Here is a 15,358-nt window from a genome sequence, read left to right as displayed (position 1 = left end):
GTGTCTCCGCAATCGAGAAACCCCTAGAGGAAAGAACCCTCACCCCAACCCTCTCCCGCAAGCGGGAGAGGGAGCGTAGCTCCTTCGTGGCTAGCAACCTAGCCCGCCGGCACGATCACCATGCCCTTGTCCTTCGGCCAACGGACGCGCCAGGCGAAGTTGATGTCCCGGGCCTCGCCGGGTTTGGCGTCAAACGACCATTCCAGCACGCCGCGCTTGTCGCGGATGTTGCTCGCGGTCGGGGGCGTGGTTGCAGGCAGCATCTCGACGACGATGTCCTCGTTCTCGCTGACCGGCAACTGGTCCTCGATCGCGACCTTGATCGGGAAGTCGTGGCCGTTGCGGACGGTGGTCTTGAACGTGCGCTCGTCGGTCTTCGACGTCGTAACCAGGAGGCCGGCCGAGCCCTCGTTGCGCTTGAGCACCGCGCGCTCGACCTTGACCTTATCGTCGGCGCCAAAACCGAGCCGGACGATGTCGTCCTTGGCCGAGCCCGAGAGCTTGCCGCGGCCGACGAAAACGCCGTCGCGATAGATCGCGACCTTGCCGGGCAGCAATGTCGTATCGTCGGTCTGCTTGAAGCTCGCCTCCAGGAACGCGGTGGCGTCCAGCACCGGCGCGGCGCGCACCGTGAGATCGGCGGGCACGCTCATTGAAGCAATGCGCAAGCTCTTGGCGCCCTCGGCGGCGCCGAGGCTGACGCGGCCCGGAATCTTGAAGGTGGCCTGGAAGCCGCCGATCTCGGCGGCCGCTTGCTGCTCGTCGGCTCGTTGGGCCGGCAGATCAAATTCCTCCCGGCTTCGTGCCGCCTCCATCTTTCGCAGCATCGGCGCCGCCGCTGGCATGGCAGTATCCGCGACAGAGCCCAGCGGAAGCGATTTCGGGACTTGCGGATATTGCGCGACCAGCGAGCCGAGCTCCGGAGCGCTGCCGCCGCGACCGATCCGAACGGTGGAGACGCCGAGCGTGACGTTCGACCAGTCCTCGCCGGTCGACTGCGTGACCTCGGCGCGCCGGACCAGCTCGAGCTGCGGCTTGCGGTCCCTGGCGCCGGTGTCGAGCCGGGCGTCATAGAGCGGCAGCCAGCGCGCATTGCGCACGGCATAGGTCACCCGCAACGTCGCCTTCGTCGCCGCTGCGGAGGCAACGTCGATCCTCACCTCGAGTTTGCTCGGCGGCTTGGCCGAACGCTCCGCTTCCATTTGTGCAATCTGGCGATCGATCTCGCGTTGCTTTCGGAAGGCGTCACGGATCGCGGTGTCTGCGGCCGCGACTTCTTCGGCGACCGCGGTAAAGGCCGCCCGCCATTCAGTGATTGGCCGAGCCTCGCCCTTGTCGCCGAGACCAGCCGGAGAGGCTTCGGCAAAGTGCTGCGCGAATTTGCGCCGGGCGCTCGCTGCATCGATCGCGCCTTGCAGATCGGCGCGCTGATCCTTCAACGCCTCAATGCGCTTGTCGAGCTCCGGCAGGTTGACGGGCTGCGCCGCGAGCGGCTGGCGCGCATCGATCGTGCCGATGGTGAGCTTGGCGCCCGCTTCACCCTCGACGCGCAGAGAGGACGGATCGAGCGAGAGCGGAAAGTCATTGGCAACCAGCGTGCTGTCGCCGGAGGCAAGATTCAGCGCGATCACGCGAGTGACGGTCGCTCCATCGGGATAGACCGTGACGGTGTCGATGGCCGATGTGGCGTCCACATCCGCGGCCCAAGTGCGCGAAGCGAGTGTTGCGGTCACCAGGACCAGGCTCGTCGCCGCCAGACATCTTGCGATCGTGCGCATAAAACTCCTCCCTGCCGATATCGCCGCGTCGACAGCCGGACGCGCGAAAACATGTCGCGCCATCGTGGTGAGACGCGGCGGGGAAGGAACCGGTTCGATTGGGGTTTCCGTGGGGCGCCGCTGCGGCGGCACCAAGGCCCCGGAACGCGTCATCGCGCAGCTGCGGTCTCGCCTCAGAAGGCGAGCCTCAGATCGGGCTGGGCGAACCCTGACCGAAGATGCGGCGGAGCAGATCGGTCACGTTCCGCGCGGCGGCCTTCTTCAGGATGCTGGCGCGATAACCCTCGACCGTGCGTGCGCTCAGATGCATGCGCCGGGCGATCTCCTTGTTGGTCAGGCCGGCCGCGAGGTGTTCGAGCACGTCGCCTTCGCGCGCGGTCAGCGGTTCGCAGCCGGGCAGCCAGCGCTGCCGGTTCGCATCGGGCTGCGCGAACTCGTCGATCGCAGCATCGATCCGGTCGATGATGTCGTGGGTGCGGAATGGCTTTTCGATGAAATCGGCCGCGCCGCTCTTGATGGCGTCGACCGCCATGGCGATGCTGCCGTTGGCCGAGGTCACCAGCACCGGCGCCATGCAATTTTCCTCGCGCAGCCGCTTGAGCACGTCGAGGGCGGAGCGATCCTGTGGCATCTCCAGCAGCACGCAGGCCGGCATCCGCGTCTTTGCTTCCGACAATAGCGATGCGCCGTCGGCAAAGCAGATCACCTCATAGGCGCTCTGTTGAAGCGCCGTTGAAAGTTGTTCGCGGGAGGCAGCGTCAGCGTCAATGACGAATACCTCACCCTTGGAAAGCGTGTTTCCCGGCATAATCCCGATCCAATAATGTCTTGGTCAAATGGTCCGAGACGGCCGGGGGCCCCATCGCGCCCCGCCGTCATCAGCACGGCATTCGCGCCAGTGCTTCGGTTTCCCTTATGTATGTTCCACCCTGTTCCCGGATTTGACGGATCGGGACAGAAACTTTACATTTCGGGACATCTGCAGGAATGGCTGGCAGGAACGGTTCGCATGACCGACCTCATTCGCAGCGCAGGCTTGAGCTGTTACCCGGAGGTCGCCCGGTCGGTCGGGCTCGACCCCAGGCAGATGATGCGCAGGGTCCGACTGCCGCTGGCCATCCTCGACAAGCCCGACACGCCCATTGCGGTCACAGCGTTACGTCGCCTGCTCGAATTGTCGGCAAAGGAGTCCGGCGCCGAAGATTTCGGCTTGCGCCTCGCCGAGCGCGGCGGGCTGATCAATTTCGGCGCGGTCGGCCTCATCGTGCGGGAACAGGCGACCGTCGGCGAGGCGATCGAGGCGTTCTCGCGCTTCATCCATATCCATCACGAGGGCATGCGGCTCGACGTCATCCGCGACAAGCAGACCGTGACCATCGCGCTGCATCTGCGCGGCCGGCAGCCGACCGCGCCGCGCCAGTCGATCGACATGGCGCTCGGCAGCGTCCACCGCATCATCCAGTCGCTGTTCGGCAGCGACTGGCGTCCTCTGGAGGTGCACCTGCACTACGCACCGCCCGTCGACCGCAAGCGCTACCGCGACTTCTACCGCTGCCGCGTGACCTTCAACGCGGACGACGATGCGATCCTATTGTCGGCGCATGACATGGAGCGCCGGATCCCGAGCGCGCATCCGCTGATCGCGAGCTATCTGCGCAAGCGGATCGAGGCGATCGAAAACCGGCCCGCAAGCTGGGAGGAGAAGGTCGACGAAGTCGTGCGTACCCTCCTCGCCGGCGGCGACTGCTCGGTCGAGCGCGTGGCTGAGCACCTCGCCTGCACCCGCCGCACCATCCACCGCCACCTTGCCGAGGCCGGCACCAGCTTCTCGGCGATCCTCGACGCGCAGCGCGCCGACCTGGTGATCCAGCTGATCGAGGATCCGGACCGGCCATTGGCCGATATCGCCGTGCAGCTCGGCTTCTCTGCACAAAGCGCCATGGCGCGCTGGTTCCGTAGCCGCTTCGGCTGCACCATCACCGCATGGCGAAAGGGAGTGCGACCGCTTGCCAAGCCTGCTGCCGTGCCTTCGGCGACCGCGGCTTAAGCTCAGCGGGCCGGAGCAGGCACCCCCATGATGGCAAGCGCGCGCCGACGGCTGCCGGCCAGCAGCGGGCCGAACGCAATCGCAAAGCCGAGGAAGGCGACGACCCAGCCGCAGGCGGCGATGTGTAGCAGCGCATCGCTATGTGCCGGCAACATTACGGCTGCGACCCGCGCCAGCGCCGCGACGGTGATCGCGACGTAGATGGCTTGCGTCGCAGGCGAGGCCGTCAACGCCTGTCCGGTGTGGCCGAGACTCGCGCGCGTCATCACCGCAAGCGTCATGGTTCCGGCTGCGCCTGCCATCCAGGCATGAATGCCAGCGCTCGGCGGCAGCGCACCGAAGGCGGCCAAGGCATGTAGAAGGAAGCCGAGCGGCACGAAGATATAGCCGAGATGCAGGATCAAGAGCAGCCGTTCGCGCGAGGTGCGATCGCCGGCCCAACGTGCGAGCCGGACCAGATGCAGCACGCCGACCAAGGCCATCGCGACGCCGGTGACCATACTCAACGGCGCGACCATCCACGCGATGAGCGCGAGCGCACTCAATCCGACCACCACGCCGTCAAAGCGACCGAACGGCACCGGCAGGCGGCCGGGATTGAACTTGACCAGCCAGTTGCGGGTGAAGCTCGGAATGATACGGCCGCCGATCAGCGAGATCAGCAACACGACCACGCCGATGCCGACACGGATGCTGACATCCGCCGCGCCTTCGAAGTGCGCTTCGAGATGGAAGGCAACATTGCCGGCGAGCAGCACCAGCACAAGCACCACCACGGGCAGATTGCGCCAATTGCCGCCCGCGATGATCTCGCGCGTTGCGGCCGCCACGACCAGCGCCAAGAACGCGGCATCGACGGCAAGCGCAATCGCCCAGCCGATATCGGCGGACAGGGTCACCGCTGCACGCCCGGCGAGCCAGACCACCACCAGCGCGCCCAGCGAGGTGCCCTGGATCGGCAGCCGCCCGGTCCAGTTCGGGATCGCCGTGAACAGGAACCCGGTGATCACCGCCGGCAGGAAGCCATAGAGCATCTCGTGAACGTGCCAGTCGCGCGGCGCGAAGGCCGATGTCATCGACAATTCGCCATAGAACACCGGCAGCCAGACCAGGATCGACAGCGCGGCCTGGACCGCGGCGAGCAGAAAGAAGGGCCGAAAGCTGTTCGCAAACAGCGGCCAGCCCTGAAAATTGCGGGATCGGGCGCCAGCCATGGGGCAACTCCTGTGAAATCGGACCGTCATCTGGAAAAATACTGCCGTTTGGCCGGTCCGTTTTGCGCTATCGCAAACTCCCGCACGATTGCAGGTGCCATCACACTCCCGAGCGCCAAGGAGGCAGCATGGCCAAGGTCGACACATCGCTGGTTGCGCATTTGCCGCTGTTCGCCGGCGTCAGGCCGGACGACCTCGGAGAGATCCTGCGCGAGGCGCGCTCAGTGCGTTACCCGAGGGCCAGCGCCATCTTTGAGCAGGGCGCAGACGCGCAATCTTTCTTCCTGCTGCTGCACGGCCACGTCCGCGCAACCAAGACGACGCCGACCGGCGAGCAGATCGTGGTGCGCTATGTCGCCCCCGGCGAGACCTTTGGCCTCGCGATGGCGGTCGGGCTCGCGCAGTATCCGGCCACCGCGACCGCGGTCGACGACAGCGTCGTCTTGACCTGGCCGACCGCCGCATGGCCACGGCTGGCCGAGCGATTTCCGGCGCTTGCCGCCAATACATTGCAGACCGTCGGCACGCGACTTCAAGAGAGCCACACCCGCATCCTGGAAATGTCGACCCAACAGGTCGAGCAGCGCGTCGCGCATGCCCTGCTCCGGCTTGCCAAGCAATCCGGCAAGAAGCTCGACCACGGCATCGAGATCGACTTCCCGATCAGCCGCCAGGACATCGCGCAGATGACCGGCACCACGCTGCACACCGTCAGCCGCATCCTGAGTGGCTGGGAGAGCCAAGGCCTCGTCGAGAGCGGCCGCCAGCGCATCATCCTGCGGGATCCGCACAAGATCGTCGTGCTGTCGGAGCGGACCCCGGACAGCGGCGGTCCAGCCTAAGGATAGGGGTGAGGACGCTTCCGCTTACGGCGAAAGCTCGCCCTCACCCGGGAATCCGCGCGGCCCGCGCGAACTCCAACCCGCCTCACGCCGGCACGCATTCGCACAGCGCGGCCAGGAATTTGTCACGGTCGACGCCATGCTCGCGGCAGGCATCTTCCACCGTGTGGAACGTTGCGATCGGACAGCCGACGCAGGCCATCCTGAAGGCGAGGAACACGCGGATCGAGTGCGGCGCCGCACGCATGATGTCATCGACCAGATCGTCGGATCGGAAAGGCATGGACAACTCCTTTCCGACAAGACGATAGCGGAGCGGGCGGCGGTCTCTTTGTTGAAGCGCAAGCTGGGTCGTCATTCCGGGGCTCGCCTCTCGGCTAGGCTACACCGCCCGGCTGTGCAACTGCTTCGCCGGATCCAGATGCGCGTCGAACGCGGCGGCAACGCTGCGGACCAGGAAGCGTGAGTCATTGGCGACTGCGAGCCGGTCACCATCGAGGCTGACGACGCCATCCGATATCAGCGGTGTCAACCGCGATGCCGATCTCAGCATCGCATCTAGCGGGGCGCCATGGCGTGCACAGATGTCGCGGAGATCGGCGCCGAACTCGCACATGATCCGCTCGATGATATCGGCGCGCAGCCGGTCATCGTCGGTGAGCCCATAGCCCTTCGCGGTGGCCAGGCGACCGGCGGCAACGCTTTGCGCATAGGCTCCGATCTGTACTTCGTTCTGGACATAACCCTGAGGCAGATGTCCGATTGCACTGGCGCCGAAGCCGAGCAGGACCTCGCCTTGGTCGGTGGTGTAGCCCTGAAAATTGCGTCGTAGCGTCCGCTCCGCGAAGGCCACGGCCATGGCATCATCGGGCCGCGCGAAATGATCGAGGCCGATCTGCACATAGCCGGCGTCCTTCAGCGCGTCGGCAATCGCGCAGGCCTGATCGTGGCGCGCAAGGCCATCGGGCAGGACGGCTTCGTCGATCATGCGCTGGTGCTTCTTGAAAGCCGGCACATGCGCGTAGCCGAACACCGAAAAGCGGTCGGGCGCGAGCGTGAGCGCGCGCCGTACGGTATCGAGGCACGAGGCGACGGTCTGGTGCGGCAGTCCATAGATCAAGTCGAAATTGATGCCGTTGATGCCGGCGCGCCTGAGCATGTCGACGACGGAGGCCGTCTGCTCGAAACTCTGCACACGATTGATCGCGCGCTGCACGACCGGATCGAAGCTCTGCACGCCGAGGCTTGCGCGATTGACGCCGGAGAGGCGCATGGCCTCGACCATGTCGGCGGTCAACGTTCGCGGATCGATCTCGACCGCGATCTCGGCCGCGGGCAGCACGAAGAACGCGTGGCGCATCGCCGCCATCAATTCGGCAAAGGCGTCCGGCGCCATGATCGTCGGCGTACCGCCGCCGAAGTGGATGTGTTCGACCTTGATGCGGCGGCCAATGGTTTCCGCGACCTGCGCAATCTCGCTGCGCAGCGTGCGCTGATAGGCCGCGATGAGCCCGTCGCGGCGAACGATCTGGGTGTGGCAACCGCAATACCAGCACATCTCACGACAGAACGGCACGTGCAGATAAAGTGACGCGCTGCTACCGGCGGGGAGCTCGGCCAGCCAGCCAGCGTAAGCATCCGCACCGATCGCAGGCGAGAAATGCGGTGCGGTCGGATAGCTCGTGTAGCGCGGCAGACGTTCCTTGCCATAGCTCGCCGCGAGATCAGTCCTCATGTCTTTCCCATTCGTAAATTGACGCCGCGCAGGACCGCGGCAAATCCCGGATGGCATTGGATTACCCGTTTTCGGACCGGCGACCTTGCGCTCGCTCAAAGCGTGGCGCGGGAGCTGCACCTCGGCAAACCTCTTAAGGATTGTTGCGGAGGCGAATCCGGGAAAAGCTTGTCGCAGCGCAAATCGTCTTGCCCCGATCGGCGCACACTGCATCCCGTCATCAAAACCCTTTTCAGATGAAGGATGCTTCCGATGTTCACCCGCAGAGCCGCATTGATCAGCGCCGCCGTGACCGCCCTGATGCTGGCAACCCCCGCCTTTGCCGCCGATGATCTCAAGCTGCCGCGCCAGAAGGTAGAGCTGGTCGCCCCGCCCTTCGTGCATGCGCACGAGCAGGCGACCAAGCAGGGTCCCAAGATCCTCGAGTTCAAGCTCACCATCGAGGAGAAGAAGGTCGTCATCGACGAGAAGGGCACCACCTTCCAGGCCATGACCTTCAACGGCTCGATGCCGGGCCCGCTGATGGTCGTGCATGAGGGCGACTATGTCGAGGTGACGCTGGTCAACCCCGCCACCAACTCCATGCCGCACAATATCGACTTCCACTCCGCGACCGGCGCGCTCGGCGGCGCAGCGCTGACCCTGGTCAATCCCGGCGAACAGACCGTGCTGCGCTGGAAGGCGACGCGGACCGGCGTGTTCGTCTATCACTGCGCACCGGGCGGCCCGATGATCCCCTGGCACGTCGTCTCCGGCATGAACGGCGCCGTGATGGTGCTGCCGCGCGACGGCCTGAACGACGGCAAGGGCCACCCGCTGAAATACGACAAGGTCTATTATATCGGCGAGCAGGACATGTATGTGCCGCGCGACGAGAAGGGCAACTTCAGGTCCTACGATTCGCCCGGCGAAGCCTTCACCGACACCGAGGAGGTGATGAAGAAGCTGATCCCGTCCCACGTCGTGTTCAACGGCAAGGTCGGCGCACTCACCGGCAAGAATGCACTGACCGCGAATGTCGGCGAGAACGTGCTGATCGTGCATTCGCAGGCCAATCGCGACAGCCGTCCACACCTGATCGGCGGCCATGGCGACTATGTCTGGGAGACTGGCAAGTTCTCCAACCCGCCGGAGACCGGGCTCGAAACTTGGTTCATCCGCGGCGGCTCGGCGGGCGCGGCGATGTACAAGTTCCTGCAACCCGGCATCTACGCCTATGTCACGCATAATCTGATCGAGGCCGCCGACCTCGGCGCCACCGCGCACTTCAAGGTCGAAGGCAAGTGGAACGAAGATCTGATGACCCAGGTAAAGGCACCTGCGGAGATACCGGCCGCCAGCACCAACTAGAGGCGACAAGGGGCCGGCCATCGCCGGCCCCTTCTTCTTTCGGGGGATCACCATGCTGATCGCATTCAAGCTGAAACTGCTACTCGCCTGCGCGGCCGGGCTCGCAGGGCCGATCGCCGTGGCGCCGCTGGTCTCGGACATGGCCATCCGAGGCACCACGACCGAGCCGGCCATCGTCGAAATCTCGCCGGGCACTCTCGCTTATCGCGAAGCCGGAGACTTCACGCGGGCCGGGCAGCAGGCGGAAGCGCCGCTGCGGGCGTTGCGGTTCAGCAGGCCACTGCACATCATGCGCGATCAGGTCTCGTCATCCGACTATCAGCTTTGCGTGCAGGACGGCGCCTGCCGCGCGCTCGATCGCGGCATAGCGATCGCGCCGGACCGTCCCGCTGTGCAAGTGAGTTGGCACGATGCGCAGGCCTATGCGGACTGGCTGTCACGCAAGACCGGTCACCACTACCGCGTGCCGAGCGACGCGGAATGGGCCTTTGCGGCCGGCAGCAAGTTCAAGGACGACGGATCACCGGTCGACGCAAGCAATCCCGCAAAACGCTGGATCAGCCGCTATGAACGCGAATCTGAGCGCGACCTTTCGGACACGACGGCCTATCCGTTCGGCCGGTTCGGCATGAACGAGCACGGCGTCGAAGATCTCGCCGGCAATGTGTGGGAGTGGACCTCGACCTGCTTCGTGCGCTCGCGGTTCGACGAGGCCGGCAAGCCCATGCGGCAGACTGTGAACTGCGGCGTGCGCGTCGCCGAGGGCGCGCATCGCGCCTACGTCACCGACTTCATCCGCGACGCCCGCGCCGGCGGCTGCGCACAAGGCGTGCCGCCCGCCAATCTCGGCTTCCGCCTGGTGCGCGAACAGCCGTCATGGGTCGCAAGCGTGTCGGCGCGATGGGGCAAGGTGTGGGCGCGGTCGTGATCGCGTAGCCCGGGTGAGCGAAGCGACACCCGGGAAGGTCCCGCATGTCGCTTCGCGCATGCGGGCTACAGGTGTGCGAATTGAAAAAGCGACGGCGGTGCCTCACACTCCGTCATTGCGAGCGCAGCGAAGCAATCCAGAATCCCTCCTCGGAAACGGTCTGGATTGCTTCGTCGCAAGCGCTCCTCGCAATGACGATGTGCCTCGCGCGTTCAAACGAAAATGGCCGGGACAAAGCCCGGCTATTTCACGATGATCTGGAACGCTATCTCAGGTGTTCTTCAGCGCGACGCGGAATTCGGCTTCGGTCTTGGCCTTGACCTCGTCGAGCGTGACACCGTCAGCGAGCTCGATCAGCGCCATGCCGCCGTCGCCATGCTTGTCGATGGTGAAGACGGCCAAATCAGTGACGACCATGTCGACCACGCGCTCGCCGGTCAGCGGCAGATTGCACGTCTTCAGGAGCTTGGCGCCGTCCTTGGCGGAATGCTCCATCACCACGACGACGCGCTTGACGCCGGCGACGAGATCCATCGCGCCGCCCATGCCCTTGACCATCTTGCCGGGGATCATCCAGTTGGCGAGATCGCCGTTCTGGGCCACCTGCATGGCGCCGAGGATCGACAGATCCATGTGACCGCCGCGAATCATGCCGAAAGAATCAGCCGATGAGAAATAGGAGGTCGACGGCAGCTCGCTCACGGTCTGCTTGCCGGCGTTGATGAGATCGGCGTCCTCTTCGCCCTCATAGGGGAACGGGCCCATGCCGAGCATGCCGTTCTCGCTCTGGAGGCTGACGTCGACGCCGTCAGGGATGTAGTTCGAGACCAGCGTCGGAATACCGATGCCGAGATTGACGTAGTAGCCGTCACGCAATTCCTTCGCGGCGCGCGCGGCCATCTGTTCACGGGTCCAGGCCATGTGGTTCTCCTGATCTCAAGCTGCCGTGCGCGGGCGGGTGTTGCGGAATTCGATGCGCTTCTTGGTCGTGCCGACCTCGACGATACGTTTGACGAAGATGCCGGGCGTGTGGATGTGGTCGGGATTGAGTTCACCGGCGGGAACCAGATGCTCGACCTCGGCCACCGTGACCTTGGCGGCGGTCGCCATCATCGGGTTAAAGTTGCGCGCGGTCTTGCGGTAGATCAGGTTGCCGGCGGTGTCGCCCTTCCAGGCGTGCACGATGGCGAGGTCGGCGAACAGGCCGCGCTCCATCAGATATTTCTCGCCGTCGAACTCCTTCACTTCCTTGCCTTCGGCGATCAGCGTGCCGACGCCGGTCTTGGTGTAGAAGGCCGGGATGCCGGCGCCGCCGGCGCGGATGCGCTCGGCCAGGGTGCCCTGCGGGTTGAATTCGAGTTCCAGCTCGCCGGCGAGGAATTGCTGGGCGAACAGCTTGTTCTCGCCGACATAGGACGAGATCATCTTCTTGATCTGGCGGGTTTCGAGCAGGCGGCTCAGCCCAATGCCGTCGACGCCGGCATTGTTGGAGACGACGGTCAGACCCTTGACACCGGATTCGCGGATCGCATCCGACAGCACCTCGGCAATGCCGCAGAGGCCGAAGCCGCCCGACATGATCATCATGTTGTCCTTGAGAACACCCTCAAGCGCCGACTTGGCGTCGGGATAGACCTTGTTCATGCAAAAAACCCTCGACTGAAGCTTCGGCTTGCAGGCGTCGCGCCTTGTTGGCGGCGATTATTAGGCGAAATCGTCCGAAGCCGTCAATGATACGGGGTTCTCCGTTCCGGCAGCCGGTGGTAGAAGCTGCCCACGCCGTCGGCAGAACCGTCCGCGGCCTTGAAAGAGACAAGAAAACCCATCAAGTTGCGGGGGTTGGGCTTGGGGCGCGCAGGTTTCCCGCCCCGCCCTTCTGACTCCAACGACCAACCCGTTCAGGACATGCCATTGACCATGGCCCAAGGAATGAAGCGCCTCGGGACGCCGATCGCGGCGCTGCTCGGCGTCGTGCTGATCGCCCTGATCGCGACCTCCTGGCTCATCAACCGCGATGCGCTGCGCAAGGCGGTGGAAACCCAGATCCGCGAGGTCACCGGGCTCGAGCTCAGCGTGGCCGGCGCGATCGACATCTCGGTGCTGCCGGCGAGCTACATCTCCTTTCATGACGTCGGCCTGAAGGGGGGCGGCACCAGCGACCCCGCCCTCCATGTCGACGTGCTCACGGCCAATCTCCGCCTGCTGCCCTTGCTGCTGCAACGGTTCGAGATCGCCGACCTGACGCTGCTCAGGCCGCACATCCATGTCAGCCTGAAACCGGACGGCGAGAGCAACTGGACGCCCTTCATCCAGACCATCGCGCGCACGATGAAGCCCGGCGCCGACAGCCAGGTGTCGTTCTCCGAAATCAGGATCCAGGACGGCGTGCTCAATTACGAGGACGCCGCCACCCACGCCACCGAGCAGCTCGACGACATCGACCTGTCGCTGGCCTGGCCCTCGATCTCGCGCTCCTTTGCCGCGACCGGACAATTCGACTGGCGCGGCGAGCGCGTCGACGGCTCGATCAGCTTCGCCGATTTCGTCGCGGCCCTCTCCGGCGACCGTTCGGGATTGAAGGCACGGATCGCCAGCGCCCCGCTCAAGCTCGCCTTCGACGGCAGCGTTGCCAACCGTACCAGCCCGATGATGGAAGGCACGCTCACCATCGACAGCCCGTCCTTGCGCAACGCGCTGCGCTGGACCGGCCAGCCGCAGCCCGGCAGCGGCGGATTCGGCCGCTTCGCGCTGAAGGCGCGCGCCAATGTCGTGGGCGCCTCGATCGCGCTGACCAACGTCAATGTCGAGCTCGACGGCAATACCGCCGAGGGCGTGATGACCTACGCAAATAACGGCCGGCAGACGCTGCAAGCCACGCTCGCGGCCGACGCGCTCGACTTCACGCCTTACATCTCTACCTTCCGCCTGCTCGCGAGCGGCGCACGCGACTGGAACAGGCAGCTGTTCGACCTCAACGGGCTTTCCAGCACCGACCTCGACATGCGCCTCTCGGCAGCCAAGCTGACTGTCGGCCCCACGAAGCTCGGCCGCACCGCGATCGGCGCGAACTTGCGCAACGGGACGCTGGCGCTCTCGGTCGGCGAGGCGCAGGTCTATGGCGGCATCGCCAAGGGCTCGTTCGGTATCTCACGCTCCGACACGGTCGCCGACATCAAGGCGCAATTCCAGTTCACCGACGTCGACCTCCAGGCCTGCGCCTCCGAACTGTTCGGCCTCAACAAGCTGTCCGGCCGCGGCAATATCAACGTGTCCCTGCTCGCCTCCGGCTCGAGCCCGTTCGGCCTGGTGCAGTCGCTCGACGGCAGCGCCACCGTAACCGGGCATGACGGCGCGATCGCGGGATTCAATGCCGAACAGCTCCTGAAGCGGCTGGAGCGCAAGCCGCTGTCCGGCGGCGGCAATTTCCGCAACGGCTCGACGCCTTATGACAATCTCTCCATTGCTGTGAAATTCGCCGACGGCGTTGCGACCGCTGAGGACATCCGCATCGAGGGGCCGGCGACGAAGATCACGCTGACCGGCACCGCGTCGGTGCCGACGCGAGAATACGACATGAAGGGTGTCGCGAGCCTCAACAACTCCAGCTTCGCCCTGCCTTTCGTTGTGCAGGGCCCTTGGGACGATCCCCTGATCTTCCCCGATCCCGAGAGCCTGATCCGTCAGTCGCCCGCGGCGTCTCCCTTCCTCGACCTCTTGAAGCGGCGCATCACCGGCGGCGGAAATCGCCCCGCCGAGGAGGGATCGCCAACAGCGGACAACGCCAAAGGTGGCGCGAAATCCAACTGACGAAGGCCTCGTCCGACGCAGCGCGACAACGCGAATTGATCCGGGCGAATTGATGCGGCGATCGCATCGATGCCCACGTTAAGCATCCTCCCACAGCCTGATACCCCACGACCTAGGTCTGACAACATGCCGCTAGATCGGATAGCGGCCATGGGCTAGTGTTTTATCCGACCGGTTAAAACACCGGCGGCTTCAGGGAGAAAAACGTGAAATCCAAGGTTATTGGCGCACTATCATTGGCGGTCGCTGCGGCCGGGCTGTTCGCAGCCGCTGCACCCGCATTTGCGCAGCAAAAGACGATTACGGTCTGGTGGGGCAAGGGCTTCTATCGCTCCGAAGACGACGCACTGCTCGATACGATCAAGAAGTTCGAAGCCAAGACCGGCATCAAGGTCGAATTGTCGCAGTACGCGATCCAGGACATGATTCCGAAGACGGTCGCCGCGCTCGATGCCGGCACCGTGCCCGACGTCGCCTATTCCGATTCCTATGACGTGCAGGCGCAGGGCAAGTGGGCCTTCGAGGGCAAGCTCGAGGATCTGACCGATGTCATGGAGCCGATCAAGGATCGGTTCGTGCAGAACACGCTGGACGCATCGGTCCTCTATAACGACGTCACCAAGAAGAAAGCCTATTACGGCTTCCCGCTGAAGCAGCAGAGCATGCATGTCGAGATCTGGAGCGACATGCTGGAGAAGGCCGGCTTCAAGATCGCCGATATTCCGACCGACTGGGAAGGCTACTGGTCGTTCTGGTGCGACAAGGTGCAGCCGGGCATCCGTAAGGCCACCGGCCAGCGCATCTACGGCGTCGGCCAGCCGATGGGCGTGGAATCCACCGACGCCTTCCAGTCGTTCTACACCTTCATGGACGCGTATCACGTCAAGCTGGTCGACGACGACGGCAAGCTGCTGGTCGACGATCCCAAGGTGCGCGACGGCCTGATCCATGCGCTGAAGGACTACACCGACACCTATATCAAGGGTTGCACCCCGCCCTCCTCGACGACCTGGAAGGATCCGGACAACAACGTCGCCTTCCACAACAAGACGATCGTGATGACCCACAACTTCACGATCTCGATCGCGGCGAAGTGGTTCGAGGATTCGCAGAACCAGGCGCTGACGCCCGAACAGCGCGAGGCCGGCAAGAAGGCCTATGGAGAGGACATCGTCACCGCGTCCTTCCCGAAGGCACCGGATGGTTCGACCATCCGCTACCGCTCCGACGTCAAGACCGGACTGGTCTTCACCGCGGCCAAGAACAAGGCCGAGGCCAAGCAGTTCATCAGCTTCCTGCTCCAGGAAGAGAACGTCCGTCCCTATATCGAGGGCGCGCTCGGCCGCTGGTTCCCGGTGACCAAGGCGAGCCAGGAGAGCCCGTTCTGGCAGGCCGACAGGCATCGCAAGGCGGTCTACGCCCAGTTCACCGGCGGTACCGCGCCGTTCGACTTCACCAAGAACTGGAAGTTCACGATCCTCAACAACGAGAACGTCTGGGCCAAGGCGATGAACCGGGTTGTCAGCGAGAAGGTCCCGGTCGACAAGGCCGTCGACGAACTGATCGTCCGCATCAAGCAGGTCGCGGGTTAGACTGTATCCCTCCCTCTCCCCGCCCTCGCGGGGAGAGGTGAAATGCTAACACCGGCCGCCTCGCG

The 15,358-nt window shown here is 64.7% G+C and carries 13 protein-coding genes; 6 read left to right on the top strand and 7 right to left on the bottom strand.

Going from position 1 to position 15,358, the window contains the following annotated elements; all coding sequences use genetic code 11:
* Window positions 1-98: 98 nt before the first annotated feature.
* Together ACPPVR_RS07695 and ACPPVR_RS07690 are read right to left on the bottom strand one after the other, a co-directional pair.
* Window positions 99-1,778: a mucoidy inhibitor MuiA family protein gene (locus ACPPVR_RS07695; RefSeq protein ID WP_426613632.1), complete on the bottom strand. Its 1,680-nt coding sequence runs from the start codon at window positions 1,776-1,778 to the stop codon at window positions 99-101.
* Window positions 1,779-1,965: 187 nt separating this feature from the next.
* On the bottom strand, window positions 1,966-2,586 hold the full coding sequence (locus ACPPVR_RS07690) for a response regulator transcription factor (RefSeq protein ID WP_426613631.1): 621 nt from the start codon (window positions 2,584-2,586) through the stop codon (window positions 1,966-1,968).
* A gap of 201 nt (window positions 2,587-2,787) precedes the next feature.
* On the opposite strand from ACPPVR_RS07690, the gene ACPPVR_RS07685 reads away from it, so the two are divergent.
* A complete protein-coding gene (locus ACPPVR_RS07685) occupies window positions 2,788-3,825 on the top strand; it encodes an AraC family transcriptional regulator (protein WP_426613630.1) in 1,038 nt (345 codons plus the stop codon).
* A 2-nt stretch (window positions 3,826-3,827) separates the two neighbouring features.
* Here ACPPVR_RS07685 and ACPPVR_RS07680 read toward each other — a convergent pair whose 3' ends face one another.
* The gene (locus ACPPVR_RS07680; protein ID WP_426613629.1) at window positions 3,828-5,039 is read right to left on the bottom strand and encodes an NnrS family protein; all 1,212 of its coding nucleotides are present in this window, start codon (window positions 5,037-5,039) and stop codon (window positions 3,828-3,830) included.
* 128 nt (window positions 5,040-5,167) lie between these two features.
* Between ACPPVR_RS07680 and ACPPVR_RS07675 the strand changes: the two genes are divergently transcribed.
* Entirely contained in the window at window positions 5,168-5,881 is a 714-nt protein-coding gene (locus ACPPVR_RS07675; protein WP_426613628.1) for a Crp/Fnr family transcriptional regulator, read from the top strand.
* An 85-nt stretch (window positions 5,882-5,966) separates the two neighbouring features.
* On the opposite strand, the gene ACPPVR_RS07670 is transcribed toward ACPPVR_RS07675, so the two are convergent.
* Complete coding sequence (locus tag ACPPVR_RS07670; protein ID WP_426613627.1) at window positions 5,967-6,164, bottom strand: DUF1858 domain-containing protein; 198 nt, start codon at window positions 6,162-6,164, stop codon at window positions 5,967-5,969.
* Window positions 6,165-6,263: 99 nt separating this feature from the next.
* On the bottom strand, window positions 6,264-7,616 hold the full coding sequence (gene hemN, locus ACPPVR_RS07665) for an oxygen-independent coproporphyrinogen III oxidase (RefSeq protein WP_426613626.1): 1,353 nt from the start codon (window positions 7,614-7,616) through the stop codon (window positions 6,264-6,266).
* A 252-nt stretch (window positions 7,617-7,868) separates the two neighbouring features.
* Between hemN and nirK the strand changes: the two genes are divergently transcribed.
* Window positions 7,869-8,966 carry a copper-containing nitrite reductase gene (gene nirK / locus ACPPVR_RS07660; RefSeq protein WP_426613625.1) on the top strand — a complete coding sequence of 366 codons (1,098 nt, stop codon included), beginning with the start codon at window positions 7,869-7,871 and terminating at the stop codon, window positions 8,964-8,966.
* A 52-nt stretch (window positions 8,967-9,018) separates the two neighbouring features.
* The gene (locus ACPPVR_RS07655) at window positions 9,019-9,894 is read left to right on the top strand and encodes an SUMF1/EgtB/PvdO family nonheme iron enzyme (protein ID WP_426613624.1); all 876 of its coding nucleotides are present in this window, start codon (window positions 9,019-9,021) and stop codon (window positions 9,892-9,894) included.
* A 270-nt stretch (window positions 9,895-10,164) separates the two neighbouring features.
* Here ACPPVR_RS07655 and ACPPVR_RS07650 read toward each other — a convergent pair whose 3' ends face one another.
* Together ACPPVR_RS07650 and ACPPVR_RS07645 are read right to left on the bottom strand one after the other, a co-directional pair.
* Entirely contained in the window at window positions 10,165-10,815 is a 651-nt protein-coding gene (locus ACPPVR_RS07650; RefSeq protein WP_426613623.1) for a 3-oxoacid CoA-transferase subunit B, read from the bottom strand.
* 15 nt (window positions 10,816-10,830) lie between these two features.
* Window positions 10,831-11,538 (bottom strand): CoA transferase subunit A, encoded by a 708-nt coding sequence (locus tag ACPPVR_RS07645; RefSeq protein WP_426613622.1) that lies wholly within the window; start codon window positions 11,536-11,538, stop codon window positions 10,831-10,833.
* Window positions 11,539-11,811: 273 nt separating this feature from the next.
* On the opposite strand from ACPPVR_RS07645, the gene ACPPVR_RS07640 reads away from it, so the two are divergent.
* The gene (locus tag ACPPVR_RS07640) at window positions 11,812-13,701 is read left to right on the top strand and encodes an AsmA family protein (protein WP_426616047.1); all 1,890 of its coding nucleotides are present in this window, start codon (window positions 11,812-11,814) and stop codon (window positions 13,699-13,701) included.
* Between the two features lie 206 nt (window positions 13,702-13,907).
* Window positions 13,908-15,293 (top strand): ABC transporter substrate-binding protein, encoded by a 1,386-nt coding sequence (locus tag ACPPVR_RS07635; protein WP_426613621.1) that lies wholly within the window; start codon window positions 13,908-13,910, stop codon window positions 15,291-15,293.
* The last annotated feature ends 65 nt before the right edge of the window (window positions 15,294-15,358 follow it).

The organism is Bradyrhizobium sp. McL0616 (genome assembly GCF_049993385.1).
In the GTDB taxonomy this organism is placed as follows: Bacteria; Pseudomonadota; Alphaproteobacteria; order Rhizobiales; family Xanthobacteraceae; genus Bradyrhizobium.
The sequence above is the reverse complement of the archived record's forward strand: the minus strand, read 5'-3'. Positions and strand labels throughout refer to the sequence as shown.